Here is a 17702-nt window from a genome sequence, read left to right as displayed (position 1 = left end):
GTGATGAGTCTTATGATAAAAAATGCAACCAAGTGGCGACACTTCACCAGCATCGTGTCTGTTCTGCTGATGGTTATTTCGATATTTATGGTTGCAAGCCGGGGATTAAACTGGGGGTTGGATTTTACCGGTGGTGTTGTTAGCGAGATCCAGCTTGATCCGGCAATCACCAGCAGTGAAATTGAGCCATTGCTGCAAGCTGGCCTGAACCAGGAGGTGAGTGTTGTGTCTGCCGGCGAGCAGGGGCGTTGGGTGCTGCGCTACGCCGTTCCGGAAACCTATGAACAAGCGCCATCCATCGTTCAGCTCCTTGCCCCGTTGGCGACAGAGGTCAGTGTATTGAATACCAGCATTGTTGGACCGCAAGTGGGTCAGGAACTGGCTGAGCAAGGAGGGTTGGCGCTGTTGGTGGCGGTATTGTGTATCCTGGGCTATCTCAGCTACCGCTTTGAATGGCGACTGGCCTCGGGCTCGTTGTTTGCGCTGGCCCATGATGTAATTTTCGTGCTTGGCTTTTTTGCTGCGACACAGATGGAGTTCAACCTGACTGTTCTTGCAGCCGTGATGGCTATCTTAGGCTATTCACTCAATGACTCGATCATCATCGCAGACCGGATCCGCGAGCTACTCATTGCAAAACCGGACAAGCCGATACAGGCGATTAACAACGAAGCGATTGCTGCGACATTCTCGCGCACCCTTGTGACATCCGGTACCACCTTGATGACTGTCGGTGCCCTGTGGTTGCTGGGTGGCGGGCCGCTGGAAGGGTTTGCGGTCGCGCTGTTTATCGGGATTATTACCGGCACCTGGTCTTCGATCTCGGTCGGTACCTCATTGCCGGAACTGTTTGGTTTGCGTGCCGAGCACTACATGCCTAAACCTCTGACGGATGAGCCGTAACAGGCTTGATAATAGCCTTTATGGCTCCCGATACTCCAAGGCCGCAGTACGCGGCCTTGTCTAGTTTTCTGGTCATCAAAGTGTTTTAAAGTAGAGACGTCTTGAATTAATTTGTCTTTTTTTCATTTTTATGCAGGCAAAATGCGAATAACTTGTCGATAATAATTTTAATATTTGTTTTCAAAGTGAGGTTCCTGTCACAGATATCCTCAAAATGGCAGTGATAAAGGTAGATATTAACCGGTATTAATATTGCATTTATCAATAGTGAGCATGAAGAGTCCTACTTAATACACTGATAAATGACAAGGGCGACATTATGTATGATACAGAAATGAAGCTAAACCATCAGATTGTTCAATTTGTAGAAACGCAATTGCATGAGTTGTTGTCACCTGAAGCAGACCAGGTACCAGCAGTACAGAATCACGAGAATATGCAGGCCGTAATGCTGTCTATACTGGCCCAGTACCTGTCCGGGCTAAAAGCCATCAATTGTCTGCTGGGCAAAGGTTTCGTCGCCCAGACTCGGGGTATTTTCCATACCTTGGGTGATGATTATGAAGATATCATTTTCCTCAGCCTGCCAAGCCAGGATGGTGAAGTTTCACCGCTGCATCATGAGTACCTGAAGAGTGCTGCTGGTGATGAGTGCCATGGCTGTTATAGTCCCGTTTCACGTTGCGAAATTCGCAATATGATCAAGCGAGCTAAAAACATCAACCATAATGTTTTCCAGCTATATCCGAAAAAGCAGGCCCTACAGGTATTGCGTCCCACCGGGGGCAAACCCTGCTCAGTGGATGTTGCCATCGATTTACACCGCCACTTTGCCTATAAGGCGATTTTGCTAACGGTACTGACGGCCAAAGTTGCCAATAACGTAGAAATTATGCGTGCATGCCTGAACTATCGTGCTCACCTGGAAATGATTGATCCCCGCACTGTTGAGTTTATTGCTGCAGACCACCCACAGAATCACACGCGTGAAATGGGTGTCGTTCCCCGTTATGCCGCGGCAAGGTAAAGAAAACCGACGGCTACCCAAGCCTTCATCAATTGTGTTAATTTCATATACCCAAGTATTTCTCGCTGAAACGGCTATCTTGAGGTAGTTTGGGTATAGAATGCTTTTGAAAAGGAAATTTGGGTAGATCATGGGAAAGAAAGAGTTAGATACTAAAATTGTGACCGCTGGGCGCACCAAGAAGTGGACCCAGCATTTGGTTAACCCGCCAGTGAGCCGAGCTTCGACCATTGTTTTCGACTCTGTTGCTGAGATGAAGCATGCGACGGCAAACCGCGCTAATAAAGAACTATTTTACGGCCGCCGTGGAACCAATACCCACTTTGCCTTTCAAGAAGCCATGGTTGAGTTGGAGGGGGGAGTAGGTTGTGCACTGTATCCATGTGGTACAGCAGCAATATCGAATGCAATCCTGTCCTTTGTTAAAGCGGGCGACCATATCCTGATGGTTGATGGGGTGTATGAGCCAACCCGAGATTTCTGCGATAAGATGCTGGATAAAATGGGTGTTGAGACAACCTATTATGATCCGATGATTGGTGAGGGGATCCGGGATTTGATCCGTCCAAACACCACTGTACTATTTCTTGAGTCTCCGTGCTCAATCACCATGGAAGTACAGGATGTGCCGACCTTGGCACGCATTGCCCATGAGCATGATCTTGTCGTGATGCTGGATAATACCTGGGCCTCTCCCATTAATTTCCAGCCTTTTGAGCACGGTGTTGATATTTCGATTCAGGCCGCAACTAAGTACATTGTCGGCCACTCTGATGTCATGCTCGGTACGGCTACGGCTAATGAACGCTGCTGGGATCAGCTACGTGAAAGTAGCTATCTGATGGGCCAGTGTACGTCTCCCGATGATGTCTATCTTGCAATGCGCGGATTGCGTACGTTAGGTGTCCGCCTGAAACAGCATGAACAGAATAGCCTGAAAATTGCCAAATGGCTGGTAGAGCGTGAAGAAGTCGATCATGTCCGCCACCCTGCGTTGGAAAGCTGTGAAGGACACGAATTCTACCAACGTGATTTCAAAGGTTGTAATGGCCTCTTTTCGTTGGTGCTGAACCGCGGAAATACCGAGGCGCTAACAGCACTGCTGGACGGGATGGAGCATTTTAGCATGGGCTATTCCTGGGGCGGTTTTGAAAGCCTGATCTTGGCCAATGAGAATATCAACACGATCCGTACCGCCAAGAAAAAAGACTTTGCCGGACCAATGTTACGCCTGCATATCGGCCTGGAAGACTGTGACGATCTAATTCGTGACTTGGAAAAAGGGTTTGAGCGCTTCAATGCCGTGTTGAATAGCTAGTGCTGCTAGAGTAACAAAGCTATATCAGACAGGCCGCTATTGCGGCCTGTTTGCGTATAGAGCAGGGGCGTTTTATAGTCCGATCTCATCTTGTAGCTGGGCTAAAAATCCTTTCATGTAAGCCGTTCGTGTGTGCGCTTCTCTTCTTCCTGCTTCCGTGTTCATTGTATTCTCCAGCTTGAATAGCTTGTTATAGAAATGGTCGACACAGAATGCCCGGTCGTTGTACTCACGCTGCTGGCAAAACGGGTCGTCATCGGAGTAAAGGCGAGACTTGAATGAGCTGCCAACCTGGATACAGCGTGCGATGCCAATGGCACCGAGGGCATCAATGCGATCGGCATCCTGGACGATTGCAGCTTCTATTGTTCGGGGGACGATATTGGCGCTGTAGCTATGGGCTTCAATGGCATGTTTAATTTCATCAAAGAAGATAACCGGATAGTTTATCTCGGCCAAGACGCGGATTGCTTCAATGCCGGCAAGTTTAGAGCTGTTGTGCCGCTCTGGGTGGTTTTTGGGCAGAGATACGCAATCATGAAGCCAAGCTGCCGGGATAACCACTTCCGGCTTGGCATTTTCGGTGATGGCGAATGACTTCGCTGCCGCAACAACACGTTCAATATGGCTGAGATCATGGGCCGGATCTGTGGTCATTTGTTGTACAACATAGTCTTTCAGTTGGTGTTCGAATTGTTCGAGTTGAAGTTCAGTCACAGCGATAACCTTAAATGATTCCATACGAGCTCAAGTCTTTGTCTAGACTAATGTTATACCCAAACTACTTCAATATGCAGATTCAGAGTGAGACCAGCATTTTGGGGTTGCTTTTGTATTAGGCAGATGTAAGGAGCCAGAATCACCATGAACTATAAACTGACGGTAATCGCAATAGTGGCACTTGGCGTAATGGGGTGTAGCAGCTCGGAGATTGAGAATTACCAGCTGTTTCCTGATGAGTATGTAAGTAGTGTCGAGTATGACAGTATTTATCATTACGGTTATAACCAAGGCTGCGAGAGTGCATTGAATTTAAAAGGGCAGCCTGACATGGATTACCTGAAAGACATTACGCTAGATAACAGTGATACGCGGTTTAACGAAGGTTGGGATGATGGCAATGCGGCTTGCAAGGACGGTGTCCGAAGAATAATGCCAACGTCGAAGATCTCAAGTGTTCCGGCACAGGGTAGTTACTAATTTGGGACAGCAATTATTCTTAGCTGATAATAAAGAAAAAAACAGACCCGAGGGTCTGTTTTTATTCTGCTCAATATTCCTACCGGAAATGAAGAAATAAACCTAGCCTGATTTTTTTCTTAATCATTGTTGATACCGATATTTATATTATGCAACTGATGCTTACGCAGCAGTAGGTCTTGTCAGTGAGTAAACTTGGCCTTCACGGAATGCTACAGGAACAACCGCATGAACCTCTGGAAGCAGCAAGTATGCATCATCATTTGCATCATTATTCATTTCAACAACGATTTGAAGATGCTGATCCAGTGCTTTGTAGAGGTTTGGTTTATGTTGCTTATTACCTTGATTGCTAAATTGACTATAATGACCTTTACTGGAATATACCCAGATATTGAAAGGGTCATCGCCCCTTTCAAGTTGCTCGATAAAATCGGCGATATGTCTCATAAAAGTCCTTTTTGTCAATATCAATATCTTTGTATTGATGTGTCTATTATGGGAGGAAGACAGGATTTTTCAATTTGAATTCAGTAGCTTTATTCAAGTAATGTGATCTTTGTAGTGTTTTAAATGAAAACGACTAAGTACAAATATCCCATATCCTACCTTCAGTGACGAACCACTAATAAAACAATACACAAATATACCAAATAGCAATATAGATAAATTGTTATTAAGTATTAAGATCTATCATTTAAATATATTTATTAATATCAAAAAATCGATTTTGGATATTAACCTTGCTCGTTATTAAACTAAGTGCTTATTGGTTTAGGTATGCAATTTGTTGCCATTTATATTAGAAGATAATTTGTTACTAATGAAATATAAAAGTGAATTAGCAGTAATTAGTGGGAAATTTGACGCTGAATATAATAGCGTCAATTATTCGACTGTATCTTAGGCTTTATTCGGTCTTAAAATAATAATTGGCTGAGGACGAGGCATCATATCCATCGTCCGATATAACTCCATCTGCTGTTGACGAAATTGCCGGGCTGAAGCGTCGTCGAAAGCGGGGGAGGTCGATGTGGTTGTGCAACCAATCAAATATAAACCCGTAATTGCAGTGACCAATGATTTGCACATAGCTGAAACTCATTAAATTAGCGCTATCAGACAAGAAAATCACCAGATTAGACGAACCGCTGGAAGGACTTAGATGAAGGTAGTGCCGGTTACCGTTAGTTAAGTGTAACTGATAGAATAAAATGCTGATAAGGACTGTGTTGCGTACAAAAAGCCAATGCCTTGATGCCAGCTGCCAATATTGTTCATGATTCGATCAGAATTCAGGTATCATAATTGGCTGTTCCATAACGAGATAAAGTCATGTCAGAGACCCCGGTAAAAGTTATTCAGAAGGCCACATGGGTTGGCTCGATCGCTAACGTCGGCTTGGCCGTATTGAAAATAACAGTGGGTAAGATAACTGGTAGCCAGGCGCTGGTGGCGGATGGCGTCCATAGTTTTTCGGATCTGGTTACCGACACGGCTATCCTTATTGGCTCCCGCTACTGGACGGCTCCGGCGGATAAAGGCCATCCGTATGGACATGGCCGCTTTGAAACGTTAACAAATATTTTTATTGGTGTGTTGCTGGCTTTTGTTGGTTTGGGAATAGGCTGGGATTCGATTAGCTCATTGGGCCATGATTCAACCACCAAGCCGGGAATGCTGGCATTTGTTGCCGCATTGGCTTCCATCTTGGTTAAAGAGGTTCTGTATCGCTGGACGCTCATCCAGGCCAAAAGGATCAATAGCCGGGCCTTGCACGCCAATGCATGGCACCATCGTTCCGATGCGCTCAGTTCGCTGCCGGTTGCTGTAGCTGTAATTGCTAATCTCTTTTTCCCGGATCTGCATTATCTGGACCAGGTGGCGGCACTGATTGTCACTGCGATGATCTTGAAAGCTGCCTTTGAGATACTTTGGCCGGCGTTGCTGGAACTGACAGAGGCCGAAGCTGATAGTGAGATAGAAGATAAGATTCAGAGCTATGCTGAGTCTGATCCCGATATCCGTGAAGTGCATGCAATTCGAAGCCGTCGCACGGGAAGCACGATTTTGCTGGATTTTCACCTGTTGGTGGACCCATCCATGAGTGTTGATCATGCTCACACGATTAGCGAGAACTTCAAGTCACACATCCTCAAGCAAATTGATGAGGTTGTTGATGTAATTATTCATATTGAGCCTTATACCTGTGCTGAGCGGGTGATCAACCCCTGCTGTGAAAACAAGCAATGTGATTAAGCCGGCAGCATTCGCCTAGAGGCGCAAAGGTATATACAGAGGTAAACACCTGCAACGAGCAGGTGTTTTTTTATGGGGCTTATAGTATTTTTTTATGGTTGTCTCAACTTTGAGATAGCGTCTTAACGCTGACCTTCGCTAGGCTTTTAACTTAGTTACTTATCAATGTCTCACCTGAGAGTTTCGGGGGAGGATATCGGTTTCGATGAGGGTAGGTTATGCCATTAGTAAGAATCAAATCATTGCCGTTTGATCATGAAGTCCCTGTGCCACAGGTTATTAGTGCGCTGTCCCAGGCAATTTCTGATGCTGCCAATATTGAGCAGCAGCATATCATGGTGACTTGGGAGTACCTTGCCCAATCACACTATTCCCACCATGGGAAAGTTGCAGCCAACCAGCCGATCAATACACACCCTCTGCTCATTGATCTGATTGCGCCCAACTTTAACACCGAAGAGCAGATAGCCTCGATGCTTGAGCTGATAGCTCATACCATAGCCGAGCAGGTTCCAATCGCTAAAAACAACATTTTCATTAACTTTACACCGGCCTATAGCGATGGAGTTTATGACGAAGGGCATATTGTTGAGTGGGATATGTAGCTTTTATCAATCAAGAAAAGGCTGATTTATGACCAATAAGCCTGATCTGGCACACAGAATGAAAAAAAGTCAGCCATTCATCGGCTGGCTTTTTCAGTTTATAGGCTGAGTAATTATGTATTTTGAGTTTGGCTTAATGTGACTGAATAGGGCAAAAACAAGTGACGAACAGAATCGAACCGCCTGAGTGTCGGTACTTGTGGAGACATATCTACCATGGGCGTGATTGCTGGACTGTCAGGTAAGTTGAATAGTCATGCTCAGTTTTGGTGTTTATATCTAATGATTCTATTACAGCTAGCGGTTTGTACCACACTTGTTGTGATTGTAAATGCTTTGTTATCTTTAAGGGGTGGTACACAAACATGGAATGTCTATGAAAGCACTTGAAGCAAATTTCGATGGGTTGGTAGGGCTAACTCATAACTACAGCGGGTTGTCGTTTGGTAATGTCGCTTCGGCTAAAAATCAGGCTGCGCCGTCGAACCCCAAGCAGGCCGCTAAACAGGGGCTGGCAAAGATGAAAGCCCTGTCTGACATGGGGATGATTCAAGGGGTGCTGGCACCGCAGGAACGCCCGGACGTAAAGACCCTGCGTCAGCTTGGTTTTACCGGTAGTGATAAAGCGGTGATTGAGCAGGCGGCGAAACAGGCGCCGAAGGTGCTTGCTGCCTGTTGTTCAGCTTCAAGTATGTGGACGGCCAATGCGGCAACGGTATCGCCATCGGCGGATACGGCTGACGACAAGATTCATTTTACGCCAGCCAACTTAACCAACAAATTTCACCGTTCGATTGAACACGAGGTGACAGGCCGGATCCTGAAGGCAACATTTTCCTCGCCTGAGCATTTTGTCCACCATTCTGCCTTGCCTGCCGTCGAGCATTTTGGCGATGAAGGTGCAGCGAACCATACTCGCTTTTGTCATCAGTACGACGAGCGGGGTATTGAGTTTTTCGTATATGGTCGCCATGCCTTTGACAGCCGCCACCCAGCGCCGGTGAAGTTCCCGGCCCGACACACTTTTGAAGCCTGCGAGGCGGTAGCGCGACTGCACCAGCTTGCAGGTGATGACGTGGTGATTGCCCAGCAAAATCCGGCAGTGATTGATCAGGGCGTCTTTCATAACGATGTGATTGCGGTAGGTAACAAGGATATTCTGTTCTGTCATGAGCAGGCTTTTTTGAATCAGCAAGCGGTTTATGACGAGCTTACCCAGAAAATGTCAGGCAACTTCAATATCATTGAAGTGCCGACCAGTGCCGTATCGGTTGATGATGCCGTAACCAGCTATCTGTTTAACTCGCAGTTACTTGCCTTGCCCTCGGGCGAAACCTTGCTGGTACTCCCTGAAGAGTGCCGCAATAACCCCAATGTCTGGGCGTATATCGAGCAGATGCTGGCGGAAAAACGTGGTATCGACAGGGTTCAGATTTTTGATTTGAAACAAAGTATGGCCAACGGTGGCGGCCCGGCATGCTTGCGCTTGCGTGTCGTGCTGAACGAACAGGAACAACAGGCGGTGAATCCCTCCACCTTGATGAATGAGACCTTGTTCAACCGTCTCAACCTGTGGGTAGAGTCGCATTACCGCGATAGCCTGGTTGAAGCAGATCTCGCTGATCCGCAACTACTTGATGAATCCCGCACAGCACTAGACGAACTAACGCAAATCCTCTCGCTCGGTGCCGTTTATCCATTTCAGCGTTAACCCATCCCAAGTAAGCGGTACACCTTGTACCGCTTAGACTTAACCTACATCGGTGTCTTTATTGCCAAGATACTGATGTCTTACTCTCTGATAACAATAGCAATATCTCAATTAAGAGATATGTCAGACTGCTATTTTTATCGCAAAATCAATCGTGTATTGCAATCTCGATATAATGATGATTTCAACACTTTGATTTTATTGGAAATATAGATTGGCACGAGTTCTGATGCCTTGTTCCTGATTGTGAATTAGGAGGTAGGGAATGAAAAAAGCGCTTGTGGCAATTATTGGCATCATCTTGGCTGGCTGTGGTTCGGAATCTTCACCGTCGATATCTGGTTCAACAGAAAGTACCCGTCTTAGTGATAATATTGCGCCGCCTAATGCACGGTTTGAGCAATACCGGATCAGTGCGTTTGAGCTGGATCCTAGTCAATTTGCGCTAGCGGGAAATAGGGTGTTTCTTAAAGTCTATTCATCTTCAGGTAATGTGCTTTTTCTTGGCCAGATAGATAAGCAGAAACCTGTTTCGCTCCCGCTTTCACTGCCAAATAGCGAGAGGATTGTAAAATTTGATCTGTTTAGCGATTTAGATGGCGATAATAGTATTTCAAGGGAGAGACAGCTATGAGCCGATACTTCAGGGGATTCTTGTTGGCCGCAATGTTGGCAATGCCACAGGCGCAAGCAGCAACAGTAACTGTTCAGTTGAAAGATACGATTAAGCAAGGAAGCGGGAGTATTGATCTATTTCGTGCCAAACAGCAAAAGAATAATCTTTCCGCTGCAGATTTAGAGGCAATGAGAACTGAGCACGCCGGCTCATTAATTTTTGCAGTTGATGTCAATGAAGCTGCTAATGGATCGGAGAAAGCATCCAGTCAAGGTGTGGCGATTGAATCTGCGGTACTCACTGTTGTTGTAGGCGGTAATAGCTCTTCATTTAGCAGCTTTTCGACACCAACCGAATCGATGTTGGCTAAAGTCGGCTCTAACGAGCGAAAGCTTTACTATACCTTGATAGGCCAGACAGGCTCGTCATTGATCACACCCAGCAGTAACAGTGAATTAAACGGAAGTTCGTATGATGCGTTGATCACTATGCCGGTAAACATGGCCCTTGATAGTGCGACTTCGGTAACGCTAGATATCACCTTGCTGGAGACGAATACCTCTTTGGGGGATCCCGAGGCGTTTTATGATTACACGGCCGGCTTTGAAGACCTTGCTCTTGTTAGTGCGGAAGATTCTACGTTTTTGGCAGGGCTGGCACCGGGTCAAAGCGAGGCACCATTGGTCATCACTCAGGGGCAGGTTTTGAATCCGGTTGACTCTTGGGTCTATTATCCTTCAGCTGTTGAGTATTATATTGCCGCCTATGAGGACAATTACCCGGCTAAGAGCGACTATGACTTCAATGATCTGGTTGTCGGTTATCGAGTCGGCCTTGGTATGGAAGATGACAAAGTCAGCTCCTTGCTAGTATATGGTTATATTATCGCCCGTGGCTCAGGTTTCACTCACGATTGGTATCTGCATATTGGTTTGCCTGATGAAGCATCGGGAAGTGGTACGGTAAACTTGTTCAAAGCCGGTTCGAGCGAACAGGAGAGCGGATATCCGAAATCCATTTCTCAGTCCGGCAGCTTTGACCAACGTTTGCTTCAGGGAACCAAGTCCCTGATGCAGATACCGGGTCTTGAGTTTGCCAATACAGAAGCACAGGTATCGTTAATACAGGGGCAAAAATTCAGTGTCTCGTTTGACTTTGATACGCCATTGAACCTTGAGGATGTTGCGCTCCCTCCCTATGATCCTTATTTGTATGTGACTAATACCGGCTATGAAATTCATTTGCCAGAGTTCGCCTCGCGGTTAGGGAGCTCGGTAAACAATGCAGAAGGTGTCGGTGGTTTTAAAAATGAACAGGGCTACCCATTTGCGGTGATCATTCCGGAAGACTGGGAGCCACCACTCGAGCATGTCGACCTAGGCGAAGCATACAGTTCATTTTTAGGGTATGTCTCTAGCTCGGGTACACAAAATACCTCTTGGTATACCCTGCCTTCGGAATCCAAAATTAAAGGGATCGGTAAAGGGTTTTGGAAGTGGGACTGATATTAAGGCAACTTAGCGACCTATCGAGGTCGTTTTGTTGCCTGTTAAGGGCACCTAGGCTTGACCTGTTTCTCCCTGCCCAGTGATAATATAACGATGAAATTAAGCAATCGGCGAAGCTTTCATCGTTAACGCCGGTTGTTATCACTGTTTAATGAAACTGTGCCCGCGACGGAGTCAAAATGGCAAAGCTAACGTTACAAGAGCAGATGCTGAAAGCAGGTCTTGTTGATAAGAAGAAACTAAAAAAAGCCGGAAAATCATCCAAGAAATCGAGAACTCAGGCGAAAGAAGCCAAAGCGGCCGTTGAAGCCAACCGAGTTGCTCAGCTTGCTCAGGATCAGGAGTTAAACCGTAAGAAGCAGGCGGAAGCCGACAAGAAGGCGATTGCCTCGCAGGTGAAACAGCTGATTGAGATGAACAGGATCGAGTGTAAAGATGGCGAAATCGGTTACAACTTTACTGACGGCACTCTGGTCAAGAAAATCTATGTCGATAAATCAATTCAGGACCAGTTAGTAAGCGGCCGACTGGCAATTGCCCGTTACCTTGATACTTACGCGATTGTACCAGGTGTGGTTGCAGACAAAATTAGCCAGCGTGATGAAGAATCAATCATCGTTAACAATACTGCCGATGAGCAGGAAATGGATGAGGATGATCCGTACGCAGACTTCAAGATCCCTGATGATCTGATGTGGTAACTGCACAGACTCTTTCGGGGTGCCGACTGGTACCCCGTTTTACCTTTTTGTTATTCCCCAATCCCCCCTTTTGCATAACAAAACAGTGCTGCTTGCCAACGCAATAGCGTTAACTAATGGTTTGTAAGCAGTTAATGTTCCTGTCTCAGCGACAAAATGGTAGAGAACGCTATTCCCTCTATACTTCATTCATTGGTTTCGCTTTTTTTCCAAGCGTGAAATATGACTTCTGGGCCTGAAACAGGCGATAGTTTGAGCGTTTGGTTATTTCAGATATAGGATATATGAATAAGTTAATGCGAATGAATATCATTTATAGTAAGTTGTGGATGTAATCAACGTCGTAGGAACATCAATAATGAAGACAGAAATTTCTCGTTGGTTAGCGCGAGACCCTGACCCTAAAACTCGTGATGAGCTACAACAGCTTATTGATTCAAAGTCTGAAGCAGAGCTGGCAGATCGATTCTCCGGACGGCTGGTATTCGGTACTGCCGGGCTTAGGGGGATTGTCGGTGCTGGACCTAACCGAATGAATCGCTTGGTGATTCAAGAAACGGCGATGGGGCTTGGCAAATATTTGCTGGCAACAGAGCAAGATGCGGCCGAACGTGGTGTGATAATCGGTTTTGACGGTCGTCCAGACTCTAAGCGCTTTGCCCATGAGACGGCCTCGGCACTGACCGCCCAAGGGATAAAAGTGTATATGACCACCCATGAAGCGCCAACACCAATGGTGGCTTTTGGGGTTAAACACTTTGAAACCGCTGCCGGTGTTGTGGTGACGGCCAGCCATAACCCGCCTGAATATAACGGTTTTAAGGTTTACTGGGGGAACGGTGCCCAGATCATTCCGCCGCATGACTCGGGCATTGCCGAGCAGATTGATATCGCTACCCAGCAAGATATTGAATTGCTTGATTTGGAGCTGGCTAAACAGCAAGGTTTATTGTTCTGGCTGAGTGAGTCATTTTACGATACGTATCGTCAGACGGTGAATAAGAGCAAGTTGTTGTCGAACCATACTCAGCCGGAAGGGATCAGCTTAGCCTACACTGCCATGCATGGTGTTGGTGCCAATATGGCTGAAGCATTACTGGCTGATGCTGGCTTTACCCAGGTCTACAGCGTCGCCGAGCAGCGCGAGCCAGACGGCCGTTTTCCTACCGTGAATTTTCCTAATCCCGAAGAGCCGGGAGCGATGGACATGGTAATCGCCGAAGCCAAGAAGCATGATGCCACCCTGGCGTGTGCCAACGATCCTGATGCCGACCGGTTTGCGGTTGCAGCCAGAACGGAAGAGGGCGAATACCAAATGCTGACGGGCGATCAGGTTGGTGTGCTGCTTGGGCATTACCTGCTGACACATGCCGAGCCGGGGCAAAACCTGGTGGGTGCAACAATCGTTTCTTCAAGCTTATTAAAACAGGTTGCCAAGTCGGTTGAAGCCAATTACTACAAGACCCTGACAGGTTTCAAATGGTTGACGAATGTTGCGATGCAGCAGCAGACGGATGAGAGCCGATTCTTGTTCGCCTACGAGGAAGCTCTTGGTTATACCGTTGGTAGCGAGGTATGGGATAAGGATGGGTTATCTGCACTGGTTGCCTTTGCGCAGCTGGCGGCTGAACTGGCTGTGAATGGCAAGACTGTCTGGGATCAGCTGGAAGCTATCTACCGTGAACATGGCCTGTATCTGAATGTCCAAAAGAGTATTGCGCTGCAGCCGGGTTCGCCGCCAATTGGTGATAGCCTGAGAGCCAATCCGCCGGAGACAATTTCTGGTCGCCACATTGTGAAGACGGATGATTTGAAAAAATCACAGACTATTTATGCCGATGGCAAGATTGAACCGATTGATCTGCCGTCCAGCGATGTGCTGATCTATTACCTCGACGATGATTCGCGCGTGGTGGTGCGTCCGTCAGGAACAGAGCCTAAGCTGAAATGCTACTATGAAGTGGTTGAGGCGATGAGTCATGAAGATACGCTTGAGCATGCACAGCAACGTGCAGAGGCGGCAATGGCTGAGTTAATCAGTCAACATCAAGCTTCGCTGACAGCGTGATGGCTGACAGTTTAAGACTCAAGCCGCCGGGCAGGACACTGTTCGGCGGCTTTAATGCTTACTCTAGCTTGGGTATATATATTTACTTTTCGCTCAGCTCTGCATATGTGTGCAGGAGCTCGGTAAGTACCTTGACCCAGCCGAAGGCATCCTCAGGTGCTTTATTCAGAATTTTCTCCACCTGCTCGCAGTGCTGTTCAAGGGTAACTGCTTCTTCAAGGTTGAAGGACATAGCGTAGAAATGCCACAAGATCAGGCGGATCATGCGTTCGGTATTTTGCTGTGCGTTGTCAGACTCGGAGAAAGCCATCTTGACTTCACCGAGGGCAATCGCGGTCATTCGAAGCATGGCATCAAACTGTGCCGATTTCAGGCGGTCTTCGCTATCAATCTCTTCCTGGTCGAAGGTAAATAGCTCCTGCATCATCTCTTCAGGAACCATACGGCCAATTACTCTTACGCTGAACTCTTCCAGCTCGTGGCGTGGCATTGTCAGCAGGCAGTCAAGTTTGTAATCGCGTTCCATTTTCTTTCTCGGCAGTAAGCTAAAACAGGGCGCGTATTCTGAGCGATTTTGCCGTGAAACTCCAGATCATTTCCACTGCTGGGGATGGTTCGGAGGCGTTTCTTTGACAGTCGGATGACATCCTTGCCATCAGCCTCGTGTATTGTCGGCACCGAATTCATCTCCTAGGACAACCAATTACTCAGTAATTGACTGTACAGAACGTAATGGCAACATCAGACAAGCAATCGCGACAAGAGGCAGAACAACACCTGTCATCCAAGAAATCAAATCAACAGGCACAATCGACCACTTCTTCTTTTTCCCCCTCTTCAAAAAGATCTACACATCGTGTTTCTACAAGAAGCAAGCGGCTTAAACGTGGCTGCTTGGTTGGTATGGTGTTGATTGTAGCTGGCATGGTGTGGATGGGTAATACCCTTAACGATAAGGTAACGGATAAGTTCGAAGGGCAGCTATGGCAGTTGCCCTCTGTCGTTTACGCTCGTGAGTTAACTCTTCAGCCAGGCGCTGTGATCCGGTATGAAGACTTGGTCAACGAGTTGGAAGTGCTGAAGTATCGTAAAGTTACGACTCCGAAGAAAAGCGGTGAGTATTCAACCAGCCGACTCAAGGTAGAGTTTATTCGACGCCCGTTTGAATTTAGAGACGGTGAGCAGCCACAGCGACATGTGGTTGTTGAATTTGACTACTCGAAGGTCAGACGGATTTCAGAAGTCGAATCCGGCCGTGAGCTGGGGACTTTTAGTGTCGAGCCAAAGCTACTTGGTATGCTGGAGGCAAAGACAGACGAGCAACGGATCTATCGGCCAAAAGACGAAATGCCACAGCCTTTGATTGAGGCGCTGATAGCAACCGAAGACAAGGAGTTTTACCAGCATGACGGAGTATCTCCCACAGCGATTGCCCGGGCATTTGTTGCCAACCTGAAAGCAGGACGAACCGTACAGGGCGGCAGTACGCTTACTCAGCAACTGGCCAAGAATCTGTTTCTTAGCAGCGAGCGAAGCCTGTGGCGTAAATTTAAAGAAGCCTATATGGCGTTAATCATCGATTATCGATACAGCAAAGACCAGATCCTTGATGCCTATCTGAACCAGATTTACCTGGCTCAAAATGGGGCAGAGGCAGTTCATGGGTTTGCGCTTGGCTCGCGATTCTATTTTGGCTTGCCATTATCAGAACTACGCCTCGATCAGCAGGCGTTACTCGTCGGGTTGGTGAAAGGCCCTTCATACTATAATCCATGGCGATATCCGGAGCGTGCCAAGCGTCGACGGGATCTGGTATTGCGCTTAATGGTCGAAAATGGCGTTCTCGAAGAAGAGGACTATAAGCTGGCCGTTGACAAGCGATTGGATTTGCAAGAGAAGGGGCAGATAGCCAATCGACAGCCAGCCTATTTTGGTCAGTTGCAGCGTGAGCTGAAAAAGTATGTCGATGATTATCAGCCCGGTCAGGGATTGCGGTTATTCACGACCCTGGATCCTGACTCTCAGGCCAAGGCTGAGCAGGCTGTCCGCCACGTAATTCCCCAGTTAGAAAAGCGTGCTGGTAACGAGCTTGAAACCGCGGTAGTTATTGCCGATCGCATGAACGGTGAAATCCGCGCTATGGTTGGCGGAAGTCGTCCGGGTTACGACGGCTTCAACCGGGCTATTGATGCCAAGCGTCCTATTGGCTCGGTTGTCAAACCTGCAATTTACCTGGCAGCCCTCGAGCAGCCGGGGCGTTTTTCGCTTGCCACCAATCTTGACGATCGTGCCTTGACGCTAAGAGGGCAGAATGGTGAAAAGTGGTCACCACGTAACTATGACCGTCAATACCGCGGGTCGGTGCCTTTATATCTTTCGCTGGCGAAGTCATACAATATTCCGACAGTGAATCTTGGGATGGCAGTGGGCCTGGATGAAGTTATCGATATCATGGAAAGGTTAGGGGTTGATCGCAATGAAATACCTAAGTTGCCATCTATGTTGCTGGGAGCCTTTACCCTGACACCCGTCGATGTCACCCAGATGTATCAGACCATTGCCAGTGGTGGTCAAAAAAGCGAGTTGACCGCATTGAGTGCAGTTGTTGATGCCGGCGGTAATGTGTTGTATCAAAAGCGGGCATCCGGGGAGCAGGTGGTTTCTGAGCAGGCGTCCTGGCTGACCCTATACGGAATGCAGAAGGTGGTGACAGTGGGGACCGGGCGTTACCTGAACTCTATTTTGCCTTCATCACGCCTGGCCGGGAAAACTGGCACCTCAGATAAGGGCCGAGACAGCTGGTATGTTGGGGTAGACGGCAGAGAAGTGGTTACTATCTGGATGGGACGAGACGATAATAAAAGCGCCAAGCTGACAGGCTCTTCAGGGCCGCTTCGACTTTACGCCGATTATATTCAGCGGCGCGATCCAGAGCCGTTGGTGCTTCGAATTCCGCCGCAGGTGTCCGACTTTACCTATCACCAGGCGAAAACGGGACGGTTGGAGCAAAGCTGCATCGGCTCGACAAAGCTGCCGGTGTGGGATCCGAACGGTACGTTGAAAAGAAGCTGCATAAAGAATGTCGAAACCTTCTTTAAACGTGTCTTTAACTGGTGATAAGTAGCTTGGGGTTAGGTATTGGGCTAGAATGCACGGCTTGTTTTTGTACAGAAGTAGATAGACAGAGCTATGCGATTACTGAAGTCAACCGTTCATCCTGATATTGAGAAGCTTGAAGGCCGTATTTTCCACCGCAAGGCGGCCCGAGGCATCATTCTCGATGGTGAAAATATCCTTATGCTCTACACCGCGCGTTATCATGACTATACGTTGCCTGGCGGTGGTATCGACGAAGGTGAGGACGCCATTCAAGGCTTGATCCGTGAGCTTGAGGAAGAGACGGGAGCTCGCAATATCCGCAATATCTCGGCCTTTGGTATGTATGAAGAGTACCGACCATGGTACAAGCCAGAGCATGACATAATGCACATGGAATCATATTGCTTCGTTTGTACGATAGATGCCGAGCTGGGTGATACTCAGCTGGAAGACTATGAAGTTAACAACGGTATGAAACCTGTTTGGCTGAATATCTTTGATGCGATAGCTCATAATGAAGAGACCATTGCCAACAGTAATAAAAAAGGTTCATCGCGGCTTTCCGGGGAAAGCTGCTTTTATCTTTAGGAAGAAGTATTCCGTATCTCGATATCCGTATCCCATACGCTTGATGAGTTTTATCTTGTTATTGATCCCCTCCAGCGTACAAGTATTCAGATGATATGA

Annotated in this window: 17 protein-coding genes; 13 read left to right on the top strand and 4 right to left on the bottom strand. The window is 47.3% G+C overall.

Features of this window, described 5'->3' with window-relative positions:
* Positions 1 to 3: 3 nt before the first annotated feature.
* From secF to EIZ48_RS22860, 3 genes are all read left to right on the top strand, one after another.
* Entirely contained in the window at positions 4 to 903 is a 900-nt protein-coding gene (gene secF / locus EIZ48_RS22870; RefSeq protein ID WP_160656761.1) for a protein translocase subunit SecF, read from the top strand.
* Between the two features lie 319 nt (positions 904 to 1222).
* Positions 1223 to 1930 carry a hypothetical protein gene (locus EIZ48_RS22865; protein ID WP_160656758.1) on the top strand — a complete coding sequence of 236 codons (708 nt, stop codon included), beginning with the start codon at positions 1223 to 1225 and terminating at the stop codon, positions 1928 to 1930.
* Between the two features lie 130 nt (positions 1931 to 2060).
* Positions 2061 to 3248: a cystathionine beta-lyase gene (locus EIZ48_RS22860; RefSeq protein WP_160656755.1), complete on the top strand. Its 1188-nt coding sequence runs from the start codon at positions 2061 to 2063 to the stop codon at positions 3246 to 3248.
* A 72-nt stretch (positions 3249 to 3320) separates the two neighbouring features.
* Here the strand turns inward: EIZ48_RS22860 and EIZ48_RS22855 are convergent, their stop codons facing one another.
* Entirely contained in the window at positions 3321 to 3989 is a 669-nt protein-coding gene (locus EIZ48_RS22855; RefSeq protein ID WP_160656752.1) for an HD domain-containing protein, read from the bottom strand.
* Between the two features lie 123 nt (positions 3990 to 4112).
* Here EIZ48_RS22855 and EIZ48_RS22850 point away from each other — a divergent pair, with 123 nt between their 5' ends.
* On the top strand, positions 4113 to 4448 hold the full coding sequence (locus EIZ48_RS22850; protein ID WP_160656749.1) for a hypothetical protein: 336 nt from the start codon (positions 4113 to 4115) through the stop codon (positions 4446 to 4448).
* Between the two features lie 162 nt (positions 4449 to 4610).
* On the opposite strand, the gene EIZ48_RS22845 is transcribed toward EIZ48_RS22850, so the two are convergent.
* Positions 4611 to 4898, bottom strand: coding sequence for a hypothetical protein (locus tag EIZ48_RS22845; RefSeq protein ID WP_160656746.1), 288 nt, complete (start codon positions 4896 to 4898; stop codon positions 4611 to 4613).
* Between the two features lie 885 nt (positions 4899 to 5783).
* On the opposite strand from EIZ48_RS22845, the gene EIZ48_RS22840 reads away from it, so the two are divergent.
* The 7 genes from EIZ48_RS22840 to EIZ48_RS22810 all read left to right on the top strand — a co-directional run bounded on the left by EIZ48_RS22840 (position 5784) and on the right by EIZ48_RS22810 (position 13916).
* Complete coding sequence (locus EIZ48_RS22840) at positions 5784 to 6707, top strand: cation diffusion facilitator family transporter (RefSeq protein ID WP_160656743.1); 924 nt, start codon at positions 5784 to 5786, stop codon at positions 6705 to 6707.
* A gap of 218 nt (positions 6708 to 6925) precedes the next feature.
* Entirely contained in the window at positions 6926 to 7312 is a 387-nt protein-coding gene (locus tag EIZ48_RS22835) for a hypothetical protein (protein ID WP_160656740.1), read from the top strand.
* Positions 7313 to 7688: 376 nt separating this feature from the next.
* Positions 7689 to 9023, top strand: a complete 1335-nt coding sequence (gene astB, locus EIZ48_RS22830) for an N-succinylarginine dihydrolase (RefSeq protein WP_160656737.1) — start codon at positions 7689 to 7691, stop codon at positions 9021 to 9023.
* Between the two features lie 265 nt (positions 9024 to 9288).
* On the top strand, positions 9289 to 9657 hold the full coding sequence (locus EIZ48_RS22825) for a hypothetical protein (RefSeq protein ID WP_160656734.1): 369 nt from the start codon (positions 9289 to 9291) through the stop codon (positions 9655 to 9657).
* Entirely contained in the window at positions 9654 to 11144 is a 1491-nt protein-coding gene (locus EIZ48_RS22820) for an LruC domain-containing protein (protein WP_192928702.1), read from the top strand. Before EIZ48_RS22825 ends, EIZ48_RS22820 begins: the two co-directional genes overlap by 4 nt.
* A 182-nt stretch (positions 11145 to 11326) precedes the next feature.
* Positions 11327 to 11848 carry a DUF2058 domain-containing protein gene (locus EIZ48_RS22815; RefSeq protein WP_160656731.1) on the top strand — a complete coding sequence of 174 codons (522 nt, stop codon included), beginning with the start codon at positions 11327 to 11329 and terminating at the stop codon, positions 11846 to 11848.
* 358 nt (positions 11849 to 12206) lie between these two features.
* Positions 12207 to 13916 (top strand): phospho-sugar mutase, encoded by a 1710-nt coding sequence (locus EIZ48_RS22810; RefSeq protein ID WP_160656728.1) that lies wholly within the window; start codon positions 12207 to 12209, stop codon positions 13914 to 13916.
* Between the two features lie 82 nt (positions 13917 to 13998).
* Here the strand turns inward: EIZ48_RS22810 and EIZ48_RS22805 are convergent, their stop codons facing one another.
* Complete coding sequence (locus EIZ48_RS22805) at positions 13999 to 14442, bottom strand: exoribonuclease R (protein ID WP_160656725.1); 444 nt, start codon at positions 14440 to 14442, stop codon at positions 13999 to 14001.
* Between the two features lie 206 nt (positions 14443 to 14648).
* Between EIZ48_RS22805 and mrcB the strand changes: the two genes are divergently transcribed.
* The gene (mrcB, locus tag EIZ48_RS22800) at positions 14649 to 17033 is read left to right on the top strand and encodes a penicillin-binding protein 1B (protein WP_192928701.1); all 2385 of its coding nucleotides are present in this window, start codon (positions 14649 to 14651) and stop codon (positions 17031 to 17033) included.
* 72 nt (positions 17034 to 17105) lie between these two features.
* Positions 17106 to 17603: an NUDIX hydrolase gene (locus tag EIZ48_RS22795; protein WP_160656721.1), complete on the top strand. Its 498-nt coding sequence runs from the start codon at positions 17106 to 17108 to the stop codon at positions 17601 to 17603.
* Here EIZ48_RS22795 and EIZ48_RS22790 read toward each other — a convergent pair.
* On the bottom strand, positions 17565 to 17702 hold a 138-nt coding region (locus EIZ48_RS22790), incomplete at its 5' end, for a transposase (protein ID WP_160652717.1). The genes EIZ48_RS22795 and EIZ48_RS22790 overlap by 39 nt on opposite strands.

It is taken from the genome of Photobacterium alginatilyticum (assembly GCF_009910675.1).
Classification (GTDB): Bacteria; Pseudomonadota; Gammaproteobacteria; order Enterobacterales; family Vibrionaceae; genus Photobacterium; species Photobacterium alginatilyticum.
This window is presented reverse-complemented; position numbering and strand designations above follow the sequence as displayed.